Raw genomic sequence first — 20,915 nt, forward strand, 5'->3', positions numbered from 1 at the left:
TTGTCCTGATTTAAAGTTAATCCACTATATATTTGCTATAAATTAAACCCGCTAAGAAAAAAGGTCGTCTGAATTTTCAGACGATCTTTCGGTTTATGGATGGGATGGTTCGGAAACCATATCCGTCTCATCAAAATCCGGTTCGGGATCGCTTTGAAGGACTTTGCCGTTGAGCTTCAGTTCACCGTTTTGCAAAGTCATCTTGGTTTTGACCGTACTGTTTTCCAGCGTCAGATATTTTTCGTCCGCCATGCTGCGAATGGTGCTGTCCACCATCAGCCGCAGGGTCTCAGTAACGTCTTCGATACCTGCCTGCCCATTTGCCTCATCGTCGGGATTGACGCTGAAAATGCTGCGTGCCTGACTGATTGCCAGTTGTTCGAGCAGTTTTTGCGGAACCGCCATGTCAAATCCGGCTTCGGTTTTTTTCAGCATATCACTGAGGCTGTTCAAATCTTTTACTAACAAACCTTTAAACAGCAGTTTGCCGCTGACATCGACATCGCCTTGAGGCATCGTGAATTTGAAGGTCTTAACATTTAAGATAGGATTATTGGTAAACAGGCTTGAAGCCTCGTTCTTGGCGGTCTGTATCAAGGCGTTTTGGATTTCTTCTTCGCTCATTTTTTTATCTGCGATCTCGGCAAATTTATTTTTCAGCGCAAGAAGGCCGGATGCATCCAAGTGTTCGGCGGCAATATTGATGTCCAGTGGGCCGTATTTTTCATCGCCGTAAGTCAGATCTTGAAATTGGAAGCGGCCTTCGCTGTTGATGAATTTGTCCGCTTCGTGAGTATCGGTTTCAAATTTCAGTTTGCTGACTTCGATTTTTGACGGAGGGATGCTACCTGTCGGATTGATAAACGCGCCGATTTGTAGATTGGTAACCAAGTTCACCAATTCATTCAGCTTGATGTTGTAATCGATGTTGTCTTTCCACTGGAGCAGGAATTTATCCAGCGTAGTGCTGCTTTTGCCTAAAGACAGTTTGTTGAGGCCGCTTGTGGTTTCAGATTGGAAATGTAGGTTTTCCAGAGAAATGTCGCCCTTGTCCGCCAGCTTGACTTGAAGGGAGGGAGCCAGATAGTCATGGCTGTAACTTTGGAAATCTTTTTTATAGTCGGTATGCCCGCTCAGACCTTTCCAGTTCAGCTTGATGCCGGAAAGCTCTTCGTAATCGAAAGCAGGGATACTCAAATCCAGCTTGCCGCTGCCGCTGAAATAGATGGTGTTGCTCATCGTTACCGGCGTTTGTTTGCCGAAGAAGCGCGACAATGCTTTTTCGGTTTCAGGGTGATATTTGAACTCGGTTTCGATGTGCGCCTGAGTGCCTATGTCGCCGGCAAACGGTCCGTGGCTGATGTGGTTGATAACCGTAATCGGCTCTTGCAGGATGGTTTTCAGATTGTCGGGCAGGTATTTTTGCGTATTTTGAAGAAGGGTAGGCTTCAGGCGGATAACGGTGGTTTCCGTTGCGCTGAACCAGCCGCGTTCGTATTGATGCGATTCTACGGTCAGAAAACCGGAGTCTTGTAAGAGTTTTTGTTGTGCGGTAAGGCTTTCCTCTGCTTTGATGCCGAGGTAGTAGGGGGTACCAAGTACGGCTGCTACGGCTACGGCAGCAACAGGGATAAGATACTTTTTCATTGCTTCAGACACACAGATTGAAAGCGTTAAGCATAGCATTTTTTGCTTTGCTTGTCTTTTCGGTGTGGCGGCTTCCTGTGAAGAATATGGGGCGTCTGAAAAATTTTGGGCTGTTTTTTCGATTGTTCGGTAGGTGTTGGCGGGTAGTGTTTGGATATGTCTGTATTAGGTTTCAAATGATGTTCAAATGCAGTTTTTACTGTTTCCGTTAGTTGCTTTGACGGATGGGTGGTGCGGGTAAAAGCGTGGAATATCTTTCAGACGACCTTTAAGGTTTGGGGAAATGTTCAGTCGGTTAGGTTGCGTCCGTCGGAAATGTGCAGGCGGCTGAATATGGTACTGGAGACGAGTGTAATCAAGCCGATGGAAAGCAGGGTAAGGCGGAATGAGAGGTGGAGGTTGCCTGCGGTAAAGCTGCTTTGCGACCAGTTTTGCAGGATAAGCGCGCCGAGCGCAATGCCGAGGCTGATGGCGAGTTGTTGGTTGACCGCCATCAGGCTGTTGCCGCTGCCGGTTTGGTGCGCGCGCAGGTCGGCGATGGTCAGGGTGTTCATGGCGGAAAACTGGATGGAGTTGCAGGTGCCGATGAGGAGCAGCAAGACTATCCATACGCTTAAGGACGTGTCGGCGTCGGGTAGGGCAAGCAGCATAATCAGTATGGCGAGGAGGCGCGTGTTCCAAATCAACACGTTGCGGTAGCCGAAGCGCGACATCAGGGGCTTGATGAGCGGTTTGACAACAAGCGAGGCGAAAGCGACGGGCGCGACCAACCAGCCGGATACGCTGGCGGCAAAGCCGAACGCGACTTGAAACAATAGCGGCAGCAAAAAGGGGATGGAACTGATGCCGAGCCGGCTGAACAGATTGCCTGTCAGACCCAGCCGGAAGGTGCGGACTTGGAACAAATCCGCCGCATAAATCGGGTTGGCGGCGGTTTTCATGTGGCGGTAGTAGAGCAGGGCGAATGCCGTGCCGCCGAATGCGAGTAAGAGCGAAAACCAAACCGCGCCCGAGTGGGACACCATTTCCACAGCCAACATCAAGAGACACGCCGCCGAAGCGAAAGTCAGGTAGCCGCTCAAGTCCAGCGCGGTATTCTCGCCTTTGACATCGGGCATAATCCGCCAGCCCAGCAAGACGCCAAGCAGCCCTATGGGCAGGTTCAGCAGGAAAATCCAATGCCAAGATGCGTATTCGACCAAATAGCCGCCGACCAAAGGGCCGAATATCGGGCCGATCAGCGCGGGCATGACGGCATAGTTGATGGCGTTGAGCAGTTGGGATTTGTCGTACACGCGCAAAATCGTCAGGCGCGGTACGGGAACCAACATCGACCCGCCTATGCCCTGAATCACCCGCGCCATCACCAGCATGGGCAGATTGGCTGCCGCCGCACACAATGCCGATCCGAGCATGAAAATGCCGATTGAACCAAAAAATACGTTTTTAGTGCCGAACCTGTCCACCAAATAGCCGCTTAAAGGAATCAGCAGGGCAACGGTCAGCGTATAGGAAATCGCCGCCAGCTGCATATTGAGTGGCGATACTTTGAAATCTTTGGCGATTTCGGGCAGGGCGGTGTTCAGAATCGTCGCGTCCAGCATTTGCATGAAAATCGCAATCGCCAACAGCAGGGGCAGCCATCGGGACGGGCGGACGGGCGGCGTTTCCGAAACATTTGATTCAGTTTTGTTCATAGGGATGCATTGTAACTGATTTGGCAGGAGGTCGTCTGAAAGAGGGTAAGGGTAGCAAAAGGCAGCTATTGGCAAATAATATTGTCAATCTAATTCAGTTTTAGAATATTGTTTGAGCAATGTACTTTTAAGCGATGAGTTTCAGACGACCTTTGAAGTTGAGTGATGGAATGACAGTCGTTATAGCGGCAATGAGTTCATAAGCAATTTATTTCGGGTATTGTTTAATTATGAATATATCAGAGATTAATTATAATGATAATAATTAGCATATATGAGGACGATTCAAGATATGCGGGTATTAGGTCTTAGCAGTCATCCGATTCCAATATTATTTTTTAAAATTATACTTGACCGCCTACATGCAATTACTTAAAGTAGCCGTCTATTTATACAAAGAAAAACGGGCACTCCCGTTAACGAAAAAATGAGCGCAATCACCCCACCCAAAATCACTAAATTCGACAGCAAGCCGACCGATGTTTATTTCTTCGGCACCTGCGTCCTCGATCTTTTCATGCCCGAAGCAGGCATGGATGCCATTACTTTAATCGAGCAGCAAGGCATACGGGTTCATTACCCGATGGCGCAAAGCTGCTGCGGCCAACCCGCCTACTCTTCCGGCCATCCGACCGAGGCGTTTGATGTCGCCAAAGCGCAACTCGACCTTTTCCCTGAAAACTGGCCGATCGTCGTACCGTCCGGCTCGTGCGGCGGCATGATGAAACATCACTGGCCTACTCTGTTTAAAAATACAGAATACGAATCCAAAGCGGTTGATTGTGCCAACCGCATCATTGAGTTTACTCATTTCTTGCTTGCCATCGACTACAAGCCTGAAGACAAAGGCGAGCCGGTCAAAGTCGCCGTCCACACTTCCTGCGCCGCCCGCCGAGAAATGAATGTCCATATTTCAGGATGGCAGTTGATTGATGGCATGGAAAACGTTGAACGTATCGTTCACGATCACGAAAGCGAATGCTGCGGCTTCGGCGGTACATTCTCCGTCAAACAAGCGGATATTTCCGGCGCGATGGTAACCGACAAAGTTGCCGCGCTGAAAGAAACCGGTGCGACCGAAATCATCAGCGCGGACTGTGGCTGCATGATGAACATCGGCGGCAAAATCGCTAAGGACGAGCCGAACATGCCGCGTCCGAAACACATCGCATCCTTCTTGTTGGAGCGTACCGGAGGCAAAGCATGAGCGCGCGCGAAAATATTTTGGCAAAACTGAAAAAAGCCGACGCATTGCCGATGGAAGAGCCTGCGGTTTTTGATTATTACCGTGAAATGGGTGTTTCTTGGGACAACGAAGTTAAGCGACTGAAACATTGGGCTGCCGCTATGCGCGCCGTCAAAACCGAAATTTATTGGGTGACCAAAACCGGCTGGCCGCAAGTATTCCGTCAAGCAGCCGAAGGCAAAGGTTTGAAAAACATCCTGCTGCCGTTGGCGACTGAACACGGACAAATCGCCCGTGCCGCGCTGGTGGACAGCAATATCGAACCGATTGCTTTCGAGCGCGAAATCGATACTTGGAAAACCGAGTTTTTCGCGAACATCGATGCAGGCTTCAGCGGCTCGCAATGCGGCATCGCCCGCACCGGTACGCTGATGCTGTTTTCCAGCCCCGAAGAGCCGCGTACGTTGAGCCTTGTTCCGCCCGTGCATTTCTGCCTGTTTGATACGGCGAAAATGTATAACGAATTTCACAACGCCGTCGAAGGCGAAAAACTGGTAGAAAACGGTATGCCGACCAATGTTTTCCTGATTTCCGGCCCGTCCAAAACCGCAGACATCCAACTGACGCTTGCTTACGGCGCGCACGGTCCGCGTGATTTGGTCATCCTCGCCATCCTGCCTGACCACATTTCCCCTGCCGATTTGGAGGAAAACGCATGACTACGCAAACCATCAAGTTCCACATGAAGCCGGAAACTTTCAAACAAAACGCCGCAATTTCCCTTCAAGACAAGCCTTTGCGTAAGAGTCTGCGTACCGCGATGGATATGCTGATGACCAAACGCAAAGCCGTTTTGACCGACGAAGAAGAGCTGCAAAGCCTGCGCGATTTGTGCGAACACATCCGTCAGCGCTCATTGTCTAAATTGCCCGCCCTACTGGAGCAGCTGGAAGAAAACCTGACTAAGTTGGGCGTTAAAGTACACTGGGCGGAAACTCCGGCCGAAGCCTGCCAAATCATCCACGACATCATTACTGCCAAAAACGGTAAGCTGATGGTCAAAGGCAAATCCATGGTCAGCGAGGAAATCGAGCTGAACCATTATCTTGAAGCAAAAGGCATTAAAGCGGTGGAAAGCGACTTGGGTGAGTTTATCGTCCAAATGGCAGGCGAAAAACCGACCCATATCGTGATGCCCGCCATTCACAAAACCAAAGAACAGGTTAGCGAACTTTTCCACCAAAATCTTGGAACTCCCTTAACGGACGACGTAGACCAACTGACCGGCTTCGCCCGCAAAGCCCTGCGCGATATTTACAGCACTGCCGATGTCGGCTTGAGCGGCGTAAACTTTGCTGTTGCAGAAACAGGTACGCTGTGTCTGGTTGAAAACGAAGGCAACGGCCGCTTGAGTACCACCGTTCCGCCCGTGCATATCGCCATTACCGGTATTGAAAAAGTTGTAGCCAAGCTGTCGGACGTTCCGCCTTTGTACAGCCTACTGCCGCGTTCCGCCATCGGTCAGAACATCACTACCTATTTCAATATGATTACTGGTCCGCGCCGCAGCGAAGAGCTGGACGGTCCGCAGGAAATGCACTTGGTCCTGCTCGACAACGGCCGCAGCCAAGCCTATGCCGAAGACCAAATGCGCCGCACCTTACAATGTATCCGTTGTGGCGCGTGTATGAACCATTGTCCGGTTTATACCCGTATCGGTGGCGCGGCATACGGCACAACCTACCCCGGCCCTATCGGCGAGATTATTTCTCCGCACCTTTTGGGCTTGGAAGCCACCCGCGATCTGCCGACCGCCTGTACCATGTGCGGCGCGTGCGTGGAAGTTTGTCCGGTACGCATCCCGATTACCGAGCAAATGCAGCGTTTGCGTGTTGAAGCGCAACGTTCACCGACCGAAGTCGTACCGCATCCTATCCGCGGACAAGGCGCATCGCATACCTTCGGCGAACAAATGGCATGGCGCACATTCAACGGTATTTTCAGCGGCAGCAAGGCCTACCGTGCCTTCGGTTGGGCGGCCACCAAATTCCGTGCATTGACGCCAAGCAAGCAACTGGGCTGGACGGACAACCGCGTTCCGATGAAACCTGCCAAGAAAACGCTGCATGAAATGATGGCGGAAAAAATGCGCCAAAAAGAAAAAGCGTAAAGCCGAAATTCATAAGGGTAATGACCCATATCTGGACATGATATGTGTCTAAGCTTTTTTCTTGTAAAAGTTATAAAGGTCGTCTGAAAAGTATTTCAGACGACCTTCTGTTTATTGTTGAAGCAAATGCAGGATAAGCAAATACTGCTTAGTTTTATTACAAAATAGCGGTTCTTTGCCAAACATAATTGGTATAAAATACCAAACTATTTTTATAGGCCGCAGGCAATCATTTCAGCGTATTTTCAGAATGCGAAGCCTGCCTGTTAGGTACGGCCTTATCATATGAATAAAGGAATGCAAAATGCCAGACTACCGCTCCAAAACCTCCACCCACGGCCGCAACATGGCGGGCGCACGCGCATTGTGGCGCGCCACCGGCGTGATGGAAACCGACTTCGGCAAGCCCATCATCGCCGTTGCCAACTCGTTTACCCAATTCGTGCCCGGCCATGTCCACCTGCACAATATGGGCCAGCTGGTTGCCCGCGAGATTGAAAAAGCGGGCGCCATCGCCAAAGAATTCAACACCATCGCCATCGACGACGGCATCGCCATGGGACACAGCGGCATGTTGTATTCCCTGCCCAGCCGCGATTTGATTGCCGACTCCATCGAATACATGGTCAACGCCCACTGCGCCGACGCGCTGGTGTGCATTTCCAACTGCGACAAAATCACTCCGGGAATGCTGATTGCCGCCATGCGCCTGAATATCCCGACCATCTTCGTTTCCGGCGGCCCGATGGAAGCGGGCAAGGTCATCGGCGTGGCAAACATCCAGCCCGAACGCCGCTTGGACTTGATTGACGCCATGATTGAATCGGCGGACGACAATGTCAGCAACCAGCAAGTCGAAGAAGTCGAACAAAACGCCTGCCCGACCTGCGGCTCCTGCTCCGGCATGTTCACCGCCAACTCCATGAACTGCCTGACCGAAGCGCTCGGCCTGTCCCTGCCCGGCAACGGTTCCTACCTCGCCACCCATGCCGGCCGCAAAGAATTGTTCCTCGAAGCCGGCCGCATGATTGTCGAAATCACCAAACGCTATTACGAACAAAACGACGAAACCGTGCTGCCGCGCAGCATCGCCACCAAAAAAGCGTTTGAAAACGCCATGACCATGGACATCGCCATGGGCGGCTCCACCAACACCATCCTGCACTTGCTCGCCGTCGCCAACGAAGCGGGCGTGGATTTCAAAATGGCCGACATCGACCGCTTAAGCCGCGTCGTGCCCTGCATCTGCAAAACCGCGCCCAACAACCACGACTACTACATGGAAGACGTGCACCGCGCCGGCGGTATCTTCGCCATCCTGAAAGAACTGGACAAAGCGGGCAAACTGCACACCGACGTGTACACCATCCACGCGCCGACGCTGAAAGGCGCGATTGAAAAATGGGACGTGACCAATCCCGAAAACACCCACGCCATCGAACGCTTCAAAGCCGCGCCCGGCGGCGTGCGCACCACCCAAGCGTTCTCACAAAACCGCATGTGGAAAACCCTCGACCTCGACCGCGAAAAAGGCTGCATCCGCAACGTCGAACACGCCTACTCGCAAGACGGCGGTTTGGCGGTCTTGTTCGGCAACATCGCCGAGCGCGGCTGCGTGGTGAAAACCGCAGGCGTGGACGAGAGCATCCTCAAATTCACCGGCCGCGCCCGCGTGTTTGAAAGCCAAGAAGCCGCCGTCGAAGGCATTTTGGGCAACCAAATCGTCGCCGGCGACATCGTCATCATCCGCTACGAAGGCCCCAAAGGCGGCCCCGGTATGCAGGAAATGCTGTATCCGACTTCCTACCTGAAATCTAAAGGCCTCGGCAAAGCCTGCGCCCTGCTAACTGACGGACGCTTTTCCGGCGGCACATCAGGCCTCTCCATCGGCCACGCTTCGCCCGAAGCGGCGGAAGGCGGCGCCATCGGCTTGGTGCACGAAGGCGACACGATTGAAATTGACATCCCCAACCGCAGCATTAACCTGAAAGTGTCCGACGAAGAACTCGCAAAACGCCGCGCCGAAATGGAAGCACGCGGCAGCAAAGCATGGAAACCGGAAAACCGCGACCGCTACGTCTCCGCCGCCCTGCGCGCCTACGGCGCAATGGCGACTTCCGCCGACAAAGGCGCGGTGCGTGATGTGAGCCAAATTGAACGGTAAAACAGTACGGCAATAAAGGTTTCAGACGACCATACGGTATCGTAGGTCGTCTGAAACCCAAAAAGCAGCCTGCACTTTCGGAAAACCCAAGTGCAGGCTGCTTCAAATCCGCAACCGATAGAAAGACAATAATGACGAAATATTGGATTGGCACCGTATCCCAAGAACACGTCCTGCGCGGCGTGGCAGGCGGGTTCTGCCAAGTGTGCCACGGCAAAGCCGCACCGCTCAACCGCATGAAGCGCGGCGACTGGCTGCTTTATTACAGCCCGAAAATCCGCATGGACGGCACGGAAAAACTGCAAGCCTTTACCGCATTCGGCCAAATTACGGACGATACCGCCTATCCGTTCCAAATGAACGAGACCTTCATCCCCTTCCGCCGCAATGTGGACTATGCCGAAACCCGCCGCAACTGCCCGATAGACATCATCCGCACGCATCCCGAATGGAAAAAATACGCCTCCATGCTGCGTTACGGACATTTTGAAATCAGCCGAGATTTCTTTGATTTTGTGCGGACGTATATGCAGTTGCCACCCGACACGGTCTGGAAACAACAGGGATTCTTGTAGGGTGGGCACTGACTGCCCACACGTTTTCAGGCTGCCATAGAGAAACCTTACGTTACGGCGAAGACGGCACACCGAAAGGGTTGATGGGCGAGCATAAGGTGCTGCTGTTGCAGGCGGGAGGCAGCGTTTATAGCGAAGGATGGTATGTGCTGCTGCTTATCGGATCCGCCTATTGGTTTGTGAACGGTATGGAAAAACGTGCCGGCCAAAACGCACTGGCTGCGCTATATGCCGATAAGCAGAGTCCTACCGCTGGTTGCAGCAGAACTTGTCGGTCAGCCGTATCCGGGATTTAAAGCTTATCCGCCGACGGTTTAACCTGCTACTGGCATTGGCGGTAAAGGTGTTGGACGAATATTTGGCTGCGGAGTGTTCGGCGGATTGAATCGTCGCAACTTAGACTTTTGTACGAATCCGGATTATTAGGAACAAGCTGCCTTGAGTTGTGAACTATTCGAGTTTTCGCAAGCGGTCTATCAAATCAAATATTGAGGTCGTCTGAAAAAGGGCTTAAAGAAAGTCGGAACAGATGCCCAACCCGTTTTTCAGACGACCTGACATTGAAAAAAGGACAAAACATGAATATCCGTATCGGACAAGGCTACGATGTCCACCAACTCGTCGAGGGTCGCGATTTGATTCTCGGCGGCGTAAATATTCCGTTTGAAAAAGGCCTGCTCGGTCATTCCGATGCCGACGCGCTTTTGCACGCGATTACCGACGCATTGCTCGGTGCGGCGGGCTTGGGCGACATCGGCAGCCATTTTCCCGATACCGCCGCCGAGTTTAAAGATGCCGACAGCCGCGTATTGTTGCGCGAAGCGTATCAAAGCGTGCAGGCTTTAGGCTGGCGCGTTGTGAACGTGGATACGACCATCATCGCGCAAAAGCCCAAACTCGCGCCGCACATTCCCGCCATGCGCGCCAACATTGCCGCCGATTTAGGGATTCAGACGACCTGTGTCAATATCAAAGGCAAAACCAACGAAAAACTCGGCTATTTGGGACGCATGGAAGCCATCGAGGCGCAGGCGGCGGTGTTGCTGGAAAAAGCGTAAGCAGGCAAGCACAAATGGCATGAAAATGTTAACATATACCCATCAACCGGCATCCCATTAAGGAGAAATCATGGCTACTCAAGACGAATTGAAGCGCATTGCCGCCGAGAAAGCGGTGGAATTCGTACCCGAAAACGAATACATCGGCATCGGCTCCGGCTCGACCGTCAATATGTTTATCGAAGCGTTGGGTAAAAGCGGCAAAAAAATCAAAGGCGCGGTTTCGACTTCTAAAAAGTCCAGCGAACTGATGGCGCAATACGACATTCCCGAAGTATCGCTGAATGATGTGATGGGGCTGGCTGTCTATGTTGACGGCGCGGACGAAGTGAACCATATGCTGCAAATGATTAAAGGCGGCGGTGGCGCGCATTTAAACGAAAAAGTCGTCGCCAGTGCGTCTGACAAATTCATCTGTATCGCCGACGAGAGCAAATATGTTTCGCGTTTGGGCAAATTCCCGCTGCCCGTAGAAGTGTTGCCCGGCGCGCGTTCGCTGGTGTCGCGCAAACTTTTGGCAATGGGCGGACAGCCTGAATTACGCCTGAACTACACCACCTTCCACGGCAACCAAATTATCGATGTCTATGACTTGCATATCGACCGTCCGCTGACTATGGAAGACGAAATTAACCGCATCACCGGCGTTCTCGAAAACGGCATCTTCGCCCGCAACGCCGCGGATGTGCTGATATTGGGTACAGAGCAGGGAGTCAAAGTCATCAAACCCGGACAAAATTAAAGGCAATAAACAGCGAAGGTCGTCTGAAAACCAATTTCGGTTTTCAGACGACCTTATCATTCTCAAATTATGAAGACCACTACCATGCTCAAATGGCTGCCCGTTTTCCTGTCTGTATTGGGCGCATTGGGTTACAGCTCACGCGATACCGAACTTGTTCAATCAGGCGTTCAGATTGTTTCCGATATTACAGACAGCCGTCATTTCGGCTTAGAGTCCGTCGGTGCGCTACTGACCGATACAATCAGGCCAAAGTCGTCTGAAAACCAAGTGGGCAAGACTGGCATACACAAAAAAGCCCCTTATACTTATCACGGAAAAATCACCAAAATCCACGACGGTGATACCCTTCATGTCATCGACGAAGACGGTGCAAAACACAAAATCCGCATGGCGTATATCGACGCGCCCGAGATCAATCAGGCATACGGTACGCGTTCGCGTGACAACCTGATTGCCGAAGCCGACGGCAAAAAAGTGAAAGTACGCGTATTCGAGAAAGACCGCTACCAACGCGAAGTTGCGCAGGTATCCGTTGGGATAACCGATTTGAACCTTATGCAGCTGCGCGACGGCGCGGCATGGCATTACGACAGCTATGCCAAAAAACAGCAAAACAAAACCGCCTATACCGATTACGCTGCCGCCCAAAAGCAGGCAAAACAAAAACGTAAAGGTTTGTGGGGCGGTAAAAATCCGCAAGCTCCGTGGGATTTCCGAAGGGAGGAACGCGAAGCGCAAGAAGGACGCGGAAACTCAAAATTGGAAGAAAACTGGTTGGGGATTTGGTAAGAAGGAAATATAAGCAAGAGGTCGTCTGAAAACTTTTCAGACGACCTCTTGCTTTATTTACCCTATCGTTTAATGCAGATGCTCGTAAATGGTTTCCGCCAATGCTTTGCTGATGCCTTCGACTTGTTCCAAATCTTCTTTGCTGGCGGCAATGACGCCACGCAGGCCGCCGAAGCGGGTGAGCAGGGCTTGGCGGCGTTTGCTGCCTACACCGGGGATGTCGCTCAGAGAGGAGGTAACGCGGGCTTTGTCGCGTTTTTTGCGGTGGCCTGTGATGGCGAAACGGTGTGATTCGTCGCGCACGGTTTGCAGGAGGTGTAGGGCGGGGCTGTTGGGCGGCAGGCGGAAGGTTTCGCCGGTGAACGGGAGGATGAGTTCTTCCATGCCGGCTTTGCGTTCGGGGCCTTTGGCGATGCCGACCAAGGGGATGTGCAGCCCGAGTTCTTCCCATACGGATACGGCGATGCCGATTTGTCCTTTGCCGCCGTCAATCAATACGACATCCGGCCATTTGACGGCCTCGCCGTTGGCTTCGGCTTCCTGCATTTTGCCGTAGCGGCGGGTGAGGACTTCGCGCATGGCGGCGTAGTCGTCGCCGGGTTTGGCGGTGGTGATGTTGTAGCGGCGGTATTGCGAGGGTTGGATGTTTTGTTCGTCGTACACGACGCAGGAGGCGATGGTGGCTTCGCCTTGGGTGTGGCTGATGTCGAAGCATTCGAGGCGGTTGAGGTCGTCTGAATTCATGTTCAGGATTTTTGCCAGCTCGTCGATGCGGTGTTGCTGGCTGCTTTGTTGCAGGCGGCGTTGGGCTATTGCCATTTGTGCATTTTGTTCCGCCATTTTCAGCCAGACTTTGCGTTCGCCTATGGTTTTGGTCACGAACTGCATTTGTTTGCCGTGTTCGCCTTCCAATGCTTCTTTCAATGCGTTGGGGACGGGGAAGTTGCTGATGATGATGTCGGGTTTGCTTTTGCCCAGATAGTGTTGGGCGACGAAGGCTTCGGCATAGTCTTGTCCGTTTGGTTCGGGGTCGTTTTTGGTGTCGGGGAAGAAGCTTTTGTCGCCGACGTGCCGCCCGCCGCGTATACTGACCCAGTGTACGCAGACAAGGCCGTCTGAAACGGCGAGCGCGAGCAGGTCGATGTCGTTGGGGTTGTTCGGGTTTTTGCTGTCGATGAACTGGTTGCTCTGCATGATGCCGAGCGCTTGGATTTGGTCGCGGTAGCGGGCGGCTTCCTCAAATTGCAGGTTGGCGGCGGCGGTCTGCATTTTGTGTTGTAGGGTGCGGGTCAGTTCGTCGGTTTTGCCGTTGAGGAAGGTAGCAGCTTGGCGCACGCTGTCGCGGTAGTCTTCTTCGCTGATGTGTCCGACGCAGGGCGCGGTGCAGCGTTTGATTTGGTACAGCAGGCAAGGGCGGTCGCGGTGTTCGAACACGCTGTCTTCGCAGGTGCGCAGCATGAAGACTTTTTGCAGGACTTGTATGCTGTCGCGCACGGCGTTGCTGTTGGGATAGGGGCCGAAGTATTGGTTCGGCTTTTTCAATGTGCCGCGGTAATACGCCATCTGCGGATATTGATGCCCGCTGAGCATGAGGTAGGGATAGCTTTTGTCGTCGCGGAAAAGGATATTGTATTTGGGCGACAGGGCTTTGATGAAGTTGTTTTCGAGAATCAGGGCTTCGGCTTCGGAACGGGTGATGGTGGTTTCGATGTGGTGAACCTGTTTCACCATCAACGCGATGCGCGGGGAATGGTCGTTTTTCTGGAAATAACCGGACACGCGCCGCTTGAGGTTGACGGCTTTGCCGACGTATAAAACGTTGCCGCCTTCGTCGAAAAAACGGTATACGCCGGGCAGGTTGGGCAGGTTTTTGAGGAATAGGGGGATGTCGAAGTCCGTGGTCATGGGGCGGGTGGTAGTATAGGGGCTGGAAAGTCGGAATTATAGGGGAAACTATATTTCAGGAATATAACAAAAGGTCGTCTGAAAACAGGTTTTCTCAAATAGAAACCCGTTTTCAGACGACCTTTACCGATATGATTGTTAACGGCGGAATTTGCCTTGATCGAAATCATCAAATGCTTCGTAAGCGGCGCGGCATTGGATGCGTTGTTCTTTATAGGGTAGCTGACGGAAAGCTTTGCGGGCTTTTCGGTTTTCTTTCAATTCGGCACGGTTGCCTTTGTATTTGTACCATGCAGCGCGGCGGTCGAGGTACTTTTTGCAGGCGGGATGCAGTTTGCCATGTTCGGCTTGAGTTCGCGGATGGTGGCGTTTATGGGTGTCTGCATCGGCAGTTTGGGCGGAAAAACCCAGTATCAGTGCAATGGACAAAGTAGAAAGCAAGCCTTTTTTGAGTAACATGACGATCTCCTGTTTGTAGGATTGAATGAAAGAACTTGACTGAAAGAATTGAAATCAAAGATAAAAAAAACCATCTATACTAAGGGGAAAAGTATAGATGGCCAAACACATTACGGGGAAAACGTCTTACTCACTTACTCACTTCTCTCGAAGCAAGTGTTACTCAGACACGCGAATTATATAATAGTTCACGAATGATGGCGTTAAGTTTGGTTAACATGATCTTAACAATCATATCATAATGTTTTTAAACAAATAAAAAAATCATAATGGTTAAATTTTTTTGAAAAAACTTTTAAATTTTCAAACTGTGATGAATTTCCACTCCCCTGAGGCTAAATTTTCTACCGTTCGTCCGTTGAATTCGTCCCGATGGAGATGTTCGACGCGATTGCCGGCGGCGGCGACCATGCGTTTGACTTGATGATATTTGCCTTCGGTAATGGTCATCAGCAGGGTGGTCGGGTTTTCTAAAACGGCTTCGGCGGCGCGGACGGTTTCGTTGTCGTCGTGCAGCAGGACGCCGTTTTTCAGCGTTGCACACAGGCTTTCGTCGGAAGGATGTTTCAGAGTAACGCGGTAGATTTTCGGGACTTTGTGTTTCGGCGAGGTAACGCGGTGGTTGAACTGCCCGTCGTTGGTAATCAGCAAAACGCCCGTCGTATCGGCATCCAGTCTGCCGACCGCCTGCATATCGATGTTGCGCATATGATCGGGAAAAAGGCTGAAAACGCTGGGGTATTGCTGCGGTTTGTGCGAGGTTTCGTAATCGGCAGGCTTGTTGAGCAGGATATAAAAATAGGGCATGGGGACGACGACGATGTCTTCGCCGTCTATGCGCAGCGTTTGGACTTCAGCGGGATCGATGTCGGCTTTGGCGTCGTTGCAGACTGTATCGTTGATTTCGACACAGTCGTTTTGAATCAGCCACTGGCATTGTTTGCGGCTGCCTATGCCTTGGGATTGGAGGTATTTGATCAGTTGCATGGGAATGGCGGAAACGGGTTTCAGACGACCTAATTGTATATCAGGACTTTGCTTTCAAACGATAGAGAAATGTGGTTTCCCGATTGCGGGCGAAGGCGAGCGGGTCGGATTCGTCGGCGGCTTTGCGGTGGCGCGGTTTGGTTTTCAGAATATCGGCCACTTCTAAAGAGGTCGTCTGAAAACATTGTTCCAGAAAATCACGGTCGCGTAAGTGCAGATGTTCCGCCAAGTCGGAAATGATCAACCACGCTTCGCCTTGCGGGTTTAAATGCTGCCGCACGCCGTTTAAGAAGGCGGTCAGCATGGCGTTGTCGGGATCGTAGAGGGCGGTTTCGACGGCGGAAGTCGGTTTGGCGGGTAGCCACGGCGGGTTGCAGACGATCAGGTCGGCACGTCCTTCGGGAAACAAATCGACGGCTTGGACGGCGACTTGTTTATCCAGCCCCAAGCGGGCGAGGTTGGCGGTTGCGCAGGCGATGGCTTTGGGGTTGGTGTCGGTGGCGGTGATTTTGGGAATGCCGCGTTTGGCGAGGATGGCGGCGATAACGCCGGAACCTGTGCCGATGTCGAACGCCGTCTGAATATGGGGATTTAACGGCGCTTGGGCGATTAGGTCCAAATATTCGCCGCGCAGGGGCGAGAACACGCCGAAGGGAACGTGGATTTTGCCGTCAAGCTGCGGAATGTCTATGCCTTTTTTGTGCCATTCGTGTGCGCCGATAAAACCCAAAAGCTGGTTGAACGGCAGCAAAAAAGGCGCGTCGTTTGGTTCGGCGTAAACATCGGCAAGGGCGGCGCGGACGTCGGGCGCGCGCGGGTTGCTTAACTGAAAACCCGCGCCGATTTCGACGGCAAGCATGTTCAGCACGCGGCTTTGCTGCGCCTGTTTCATGCGGTGGGTGTGGAAGGTCGTCTGAATATCGGCAGGTGCGTTTTTCGTTTTTTCAGACGACCTGCGGACGCGCTTTTTCATCGCAGCCAACACTTGTTTGGCGTTGTGGAAATCGCCCGTCCAAACGGTCGCCGTGTGGGCGTGGGCGTTTTTCAGAATATCGGCGGCATTGCTTTCATGCACATAAACCGCCTGCTTGGGCGGCTTTTGCGTGCTTTCGTTGCGCCATTCGGCAGCGGCGCGGTCGATGGGGATAATGGGAAACATGACGGGAAGGAGGAAGGGAAAACGGCGGCAAGTTTACTATATTTCGGGAAGTATGTATTGAAAGCGGAATAGGGTTGTAATAAAGGCCGTCTGAAATTTGAAATGTGGTTTCAGGCGACCTATTCTCAATTGCATAAAATACTTTCTTTCCGTCTGCAAACGGAGTACATTTACCCCCATTGTTAACAATTTTACGGAACACACATCATGGAGAAATTTCCCAAGTCGTCCAAGCTGGACCATGTTTGCTACGACATCCGCGGCCCGGTACACAAAAAAGCCCTGCAACTCGAAGAAGAAGGCCATAAAATCCTCAAGCTCAATATCGGCAACCCTGCGCCGTTCGGCTTTGAAGCGCCTGATGAAATTTTGGTGGACGTGATCCGCAACCTGCCGACCGCGCAGGGCTATTGCGATTCCAAAGGGCTGTATTCCGCCCGTAAGGCCATCGTTCATTACTATCAAACCAAAGGTCTGCGCGACATTTCGGTCAACGACGTTTATATCGGCAACGGCGTGTCCGAGCTGATTACCATGTCCATGCAGGCACTTTTGAACGACGGCGACGAAATCCTGATTCCCGCGCCCGACTATCCGCTGTGGACGGCTGCCGCCACTTTGGCGGGCGGTACGGTGCGCCATTATTTGTGTGACGAAGAAAACGACTGGTTTCCCAACCTTGCCGATATGGAAGCCAAAATCACGCCCAAAACCAAAGCCATCGTCGTCATCAATCCCAACAATCCTACCGGCGCGGTGTACAGCAAAGAAATCCTGCTCGAAATCGCCGAGTTGGCGCGCAAACACGGTCTGATCATCTTTGCCGACGAAATCTACGACAAAATCCTCTACGACGGCGCGGTTCACCACCACATCGCCGCACTCGCGCCCGACTTGCTGACCATTACCTTCAACGGACTCTCCAAAGCCTACCGCGTTGCCGGATTCCGTCAAGGCTGGATGGTGCTCAACGGTCCGAAAGAACATGCCAAAGGCTATATCGAAGGCCTCGATATGCTCGCCTCCATGCGCCTATGCGCCAACACGCCCATGCAACACGCCATCCAAACCGCTTTGGGCGGCTATCAAAGCATCAACGAATTCATCCTGCCCGGCGGCCGCCTGCTGGAGCAGCGCAATAAAGCGTGGGAACTTGTCAACCAAATTCCCGGCATATCCTGCGTCAAGCCGATGGGGGCACTTTATATGTTCCCGAAAATCGACACCGAAATGTACGGTATCCATGACGACATGAAATTCATCTACGACCTGCTCGTGCGCGAAAAAGTCTTGTTTGTCCAAGGAACAGGGTTCAACTGGATACGTCCCGACCATTTCCGCATCGTTACCTTGCCGTACACCCACCAAATCGAAGAAGCCATGAGCAAACTCGAGCGCTTCTTGCAGACTTACCGGCAATAATCGAATAAGGCGAAAGGTCGTCTGAAAGCATGATTTGCGTGTTCAGACGACCTTTGTTATGCCCGTTCTGCTTGGCAAAACAGCCTGATATGCGTATAATTAACGTTTCCCATCTGGGGGCGATCTTGGTTTCGACGGGGGTTGCAAAGCAGATGCGGGCATACCGGGATCTCAGATTTCCCGTAAAACACTGAATCTAAATAGTCGCAAACGACGAAACTTACGCACTGGCCGCTTAAGGCCTGCCGTTGCAGCAGTTGGTCAATGGGCTGTGTAGCGCAAGCTACCGCAACGTCATTTTACATTGACTGGTTTTCCGCCGGGTTACTTGGTGGGAAATAAGATTTAAGGTAACTGGTTCCTAGAAGGCCTGTCGGTCGGCATGATAGGAACGAGATTTTAAATAGACACGACTAAGTATGTAGAACGCTCTGTAGAGGACTTCCGGACGGGGGTTCGATTCCCCCCGCCTCCACCAAGATATCCTATACTTATCTTCATTTCTGTGTTTTTTAGCACACTATTGGCACATTTCCAATCAAAAAGCTGCTCGATTTTAGACTTTTCACGCTGCTTGTCGGCCAAGTCAATCCAGCGGGAATAGTTTTCAAGTAGCATCTTCATGGTGCTGTGTCCCATCTGCCGGGCTACCCACATGGGGTTGGCTCTGGCCATGAGGTTGAGTGTGGCAAATGTATGGCGGGTGTTGTAGGGTTTCCTGTACCTTACCCCCGCTATTTTTATGGCGTGCTGCCACGGTCTCCAAGGTACTTTGTCGTTCTCAAACGGGCTGCCGGTTTTTGGATTGATGAAAACGTATCCGCTTGCTAGTCCTACTGTTATTTGCCATTGCCTGCGTAAGGCTTCCAAGGCGCGGCTATTGAGTTCGATGTCTCGGTAGCTGTGGGTTTTAGTACTTTTCAGCTTGCCAGCCACGGATGCTTTGTTTACGCGCACGCACTGCCTCTGGAAGTCGATGTCCTGCCAAGTGAGGGCGATGAGCTCGCTGGTACGCATACCGCTGAAAAAGGCCAGTTCGAAGTAATTGTGAAACACAGGTTTGTTTTTTAGGCAGTCTAGGATGGATTCGGCCTCTTCGAGTGTGAACGGGTCGGGCGGCTCTTTCTGCACTTTGGCGTTGGCTAGATGCTGGGCGGGGTTGTCTTTTATCCTACCGTCGCGGAGCGCAAGAACAAACGGCTGCCGAATAACGGTGGCGACGTTATTGCGAGTTTTTGCGCTACAGTCTAAGGTAGCCAGCAGCCCGGCTAGGGTACTGTACTGGATACGGTCTATCGGCATGTCGCCAATTTTAGGCAGGACGTGGCTGTTGAGCATACCGCGATAGCGGGATAGTGTGGAGTGGGATAGCTGGTTAACGGTGGCTAGCCAGGCTTCGGCCATCTCACGGAAGGAGGGGCTGCGCTCCGTTTCTTCAGCCCGTTTGGAATCGGAGAAGAATTCGGCGTAGTCGAATACGCCGATGGCGATTCGGGTACATACTTCTTCCCGGAGTTTAGTAGCGTGCCGGATGTTAGCGGTGGTGGGCTTGAGCGGCAGGCTTTCCCAACATCGTTTACCCCGATACATGAACCATATTTTGATACTGCGATCGCGGATAACTACACCGGTTGGTATTCGTTTCGTTGCCATTTTTCTACCTCTTTTACGTTGATTAAGATGTGGCGGTCGGGCGCACGGTAGTAGTGGAGTCCCTCTACCCAAACACCGGTGCTGATTTTGTCCCTTAAAGCCTTTTCTGTATAGCCTGACAATTCGGCGTAACGTTTCAACTGGATTTGGTTCAGCATATTCAATCCTCCATATGAGTAATTAGGACTTGCAGTAAGTGGTCGTAGTGCCGTAGCCAACCATGTGGCGGACATCAGGTAACCTGAGTCGTCTTTCTGTTTGCATTTTTTCTCCAAATTTAAAGTTCGCCTTTAAGCGGCTTAGTCAATCCATTGCCCACGGCAGATTGTGTTCCACACAGCGTCGTGGCGGGTGATTTACCGTTGGGATAAGCAACAGTGTCAGGTGCGCATCCATTGCCTATGTCGGTACCTGCTATATTAGCAGCAAAAAGCCCTAAAATTTTTTTCAGCCCATTCTCAAAGAAGGATGAATATTGGCAGACCATATGGCGGTTTGAAACGTAGAAAAGCCCTTGTTCACTGAGTGAATAACAGGTTACTTTGGATTGGCGTAGCTGGTTATCACTATAAAAAGTACGATGGTCACAAGTGTATTCATGTAATGGAACTAGGTTCTGTTAATGCTGAGTGCCGCATGGTTTTTAATATAAAGTAGAAATAATATTAAATATCAATGGATTGATATTTTTGAAATGGTTTCTACCTGAGTCCTTGGCAAAACTCACTAACCGGAGAACTTGGTCAGGCACACTTCCCCATCTGTTGAGCCTAATCAAGCACCGATTGAGCGGACAAGGTTCCGATATCCTGTGCGCCGATGTAAGTATCGCTAGCGTTATCCGGACCTGGTTTATCGGCGGCTGACAAAATCAGATCAGCGTATTAGTGCAAATGGAATCCGTACAGCAGTCACTACCGGCAACTACTGTGATGCATGCCGGGTTAAAGGCACTTTAAGGCTTGCTCACAGCATATCCGCACCGATGCAGAAAGTCATACCGACGGGCAATGGGCAGATTGCCGAGACCAAGTCCGCAATCAAAAGGGGGATTGAGGCAGACAGTTTTGCTTGGCTGAAAGATGATTGCAAGAACCTGGTTCTTTCACTCAGTGAAAAGTGAAACCTAATAAAGCAGTGATGATGTATACCGACGACCGGCATCTATCTCCCCTAATGTCCGGAGGAATACCTAGGTTCGTGGTCAATCGTTTCATTGTTGATACTGTTTTCGTTACCCGCAGTATTCGTTTTGATTCAATGATATAGAGACCTTTGCAAAATTCCTTTTCCCCCGAC

16 protein-coding genes, 1 other RNA gene and 1 pseudogene are annotated in these 20,915 nt (G+C 51.7%); 10 read left to right on the forward strand and 8 right to left on the reverse strand.

What is annotated here, in order from left to right:
- Nucleotides 1–93 precede the first annotated feature (93 nt).
- Nucleotides 94–1,647, reverse strand: a complete 1,554-nt coding sequence (locus HMPREF3066_RS08290) for a YdgA family protein (RefSeq protein WP_070442021.1) — start codon at nucleotides 1,645–1,647, stop codon at nucleotides 94–96.
- Nucleotides 1,648–1,934: 287 nt separating this feature from the next.
- On the reverse strand, nucleotides 1,935–3,344 hold the full coding sequence (locus HMPREF3066_RS08295) for an MFS transporter (RefSeq protein WP_070442024.1): 1,410 nt from the start codon (nucleotides 3,342–3,344) through the stop codon (nucleotides 1,935–1,937).
- A gap of 427 nt (nucleotides 3,345–3,771) precedes the next feature.
- On the opposite strand from HMPREF3066_RS08295, the gene HMPREF3066_RS08300 reads away from it, so the two are divergent.
- The 8 genes from HMPREF3066_RS08300 to HMPREF3066_RS08340 all read left to right on the forward strand — a co-directional run bounded on the left by HMPREF3066_RS08300 (nucleotide 3,772) and on the right by HMPREF3066_RS08340 (nucleotide 12,031).
- A complete protein-coding gene (locus tag HMPREF3066_RS08300) occupies nucleotides 3,772–4,551 on the forward strand; it encodes a (Fe-S)-binding protein (protein WP_070442029.1) in 780 nt (259 codons plus the stop codon).
- A complete protein-coding gene (locus tag HMPREF3066_RS08305) occupies nucleotides 4,548–5,249 on the forward strand; it encodes a LutC/YkgG family protein (RefSeq protein WP_070442032.1) in 702 nt (233 codons plus the stop codon). Before HMPREF3066_RS08300 ends, HMPREF3066_RS08305 begins: the two co-directional genes overlap by 4 nt.
- Nucleotides 5,246–6,700 carry a LutB/LldF family L-lactate oxidation iron-sulfur protein gene (locus tag HMPREF3066_RS08310; RefSeq protein WP_049227416.1) on the forward strand — a complete coding sequence of 485 codons (1,455 nt, stop codon included), beginning with the start codon at nucleotides 5,246–5,248 and terminating at the stop codon, nucleotides 6,698–6,700. The genes HMPREF3066_RS08305 and HMPREF3066_RS08310 overlap by 4 nt, the downstream gene beginning before the upstream one ends.
- A 304-nt stretch (nucleotides 6,701–7,004) precedes the next feature.
- Nucleotides 7,005–8,864, forward strand: coding sequence for a dihydroxy-acid dehydratase (gene ilvD / locus HMPREF3066_RS08315; RefSeq protein WP_070442035.1), 1,860 nt, complete (start codon nucleotides 7,005–7,007; stop codon nucleotides 8,862–8,864).
- A 131-nt stretch (nucleotides 8,865–8,995) separates the two neighbouring features.
- Entirely contained in the window at nucleotides 8,996–9,439 is a 444-nt protein-coding gene (locus tag HMPREF3066_RS08320; protein ID WP_070442038.1) for an EVE domain-containing protein, read from the forward strand.
- 578 nt (nucleotides 9,440–10,017) lie between these two features.
- Entirely contained in the window at nucleotides 10,018–10,497 is a 480-nt protein-coding gene (ispF, locus tag HMPREF3066_RS08330; protein ID WP_045073373.1) for a 2-C-methyl-D-erythritol 2,4-cyclodiphosphate synthase, read from the forward strand.
- A 70-nt stretch (nucleotides 10,498–10,567) separates the two neighbouring features.
- Nucleotides 10,568–11,239 carry a ribose-5-phosphate isomerase RpiA gene (gene rpiA / locus HMPREF3066_RS08335; RefSeq protein ID WP_003756885.1) on the forward strand — a complete coding sequence of 224 codons (672 nt, stop codon included), beginning with the start codon at nucleotides 10,568–10,570 and terminating at the stop codon, nucleotides 11,237–11,239.
- A 69-nt stretch (nucleotides 11,240–11,308) separates the two neighbouring features.
- On the forward strand, nucleotides 11,309–12,031 hold the full coding sequence (locus HMPREF3066_RS08340; protein WP_070442043.1) for a thermonuclease family protein: 723 nt from the start codon (nucleotides 11,309–11,311) through the stop codon (nucleotides 12,029–12,031).
- A 69-nt stretch (nucleotides 12,032–12,100) separates the two neighbouring features.
- Here HMPREF3066_RS08340 and uvrC read toward each other — a convergent pair whose 3' ends face one another.
- The 4 genes from uvrC to HMPREF3066_RS08360 all read right to left on the reverse strand — a co-directional run bounded on the left by uvrC (nucleotide 12,101) and on the right by HMPREF3066_RS08360 (nucleotide 16,541).
- The gene (gene uvrC, locus HMPREF3066_RS08345; protein ID WP_070442046.1) at nucleotides 12,101–13,936 is read right to left on the reverse strand and encodes an excinuclease ABC subunit UvrC; all 1,836 of its coding nucleotides are present in this window, start codon (nucleotides 13,934–13,936) and stop codon (nucleotides 12,101–12,103) included.
- 138 nt (nucleotides 13,937–14,074) lie between these two features.
- Complete coding sequence (locus HMPREF3066_RS08350) at nucleotides 14,075–14,395, reverse strand: hypothetical protein (protein WP_049227409.1); 321 nt, start codon at nucleotides 14,393–14,395, stop codon at nucleotides 14,075–14,077.
- 303 nt (nucleotides 14,396–14,698) lie between these two features.
- Nucleotides 14,699–15,382, reverse strand: coding sequence for a 16S rRNA pseudouridine(516) synthase (locus HMPREF3066_RS08355; protein ID WP_070442048.1), 684 nt, complete (start codon nucleotides 15,380–15,382; stop codon nucleotides 14,699–14,701).
- Between the two features lie 40 nt (nucleotides 15,383–15,422).
- Complete coding sequence (locus HMPREF3066_RS08360; RefSeq protein WP_070442051.1) at nucleotides 15,423–16,541, reverse strand: methyltransferase; 1,119 nt, start codon at nucleotides 16,539–16,541, stop codon at nucleotides 15,423–15,425.
- Between the two features lie 207 nt (nucleotides 16,542–16,748).
- On the opposite strand from HMPREF3066_RS08360, the gene HMPREF3066_RS08365 reads away from it, so the two are divergent.
- Both HMPREF3066_RS08365 and ssrA read left to right on the forward strand, forming a co-directional pair.
- Nucleotides 16,749–17,963, forward strand: coding sequence for a pyridoxal phosphate-dependent aminotransferase (locus HMPREF3066_RS08365; RefSeq protein WP_003756346.1), 1,215 nt, complete (start codon nucleotides 16,749–16,751; stop codon nucleotides 17,961–17,963).
- A 115-nt stretch (nucleotides 17,964–18,078) separates the two neighbouring features.
- Nucleotides 18,079–18,441: a transfer-messenger RNA gene (gene ssrA, locus HMPREF3066_RS08370) on the forward strand.
- 131 nt (nucleotides 18,442–18,572) lie between these two features.
- Here the strand turns inward: ssrA and HMPREF3066_RS13735 are convergent.
- A pseudogene (locus HMPREF3066_RS13735) lies at nucleotides 18,573–19,616 on the reverse strand (Arm DNA-binding domain-containing protein); the annotation flags it as partial.
- A complete protein-coding gene (locus HMPREF3066_RS08375) occupies nucleotides 19,586–19,774 on the reverse strand; it encodes a hypothetical protein (RefSeq protein ID WP_003743139.1) in 189 nt (62 codons plus the stop codon). The gene HMPREF3066_RS08375 and the pseudogene HMPREF3066_RS13735, both read right to left, overlap by 31 nt.
- Nucleotides 19,775–20,915 lie beyond the last annotated feature (1,141 nt).

Origin of the sequence: Neisseria sp. HMSC03D10 (assembly GCF_001807625.1) — a bacterium.
In the GTDB taxonomy this organism is placed as follows: Bacteria; Pseudomonadota; Gammaproteobacteria; order Burkholderiales; family Neisseriaceae; genus Neisseria; species Neisseria mucosa.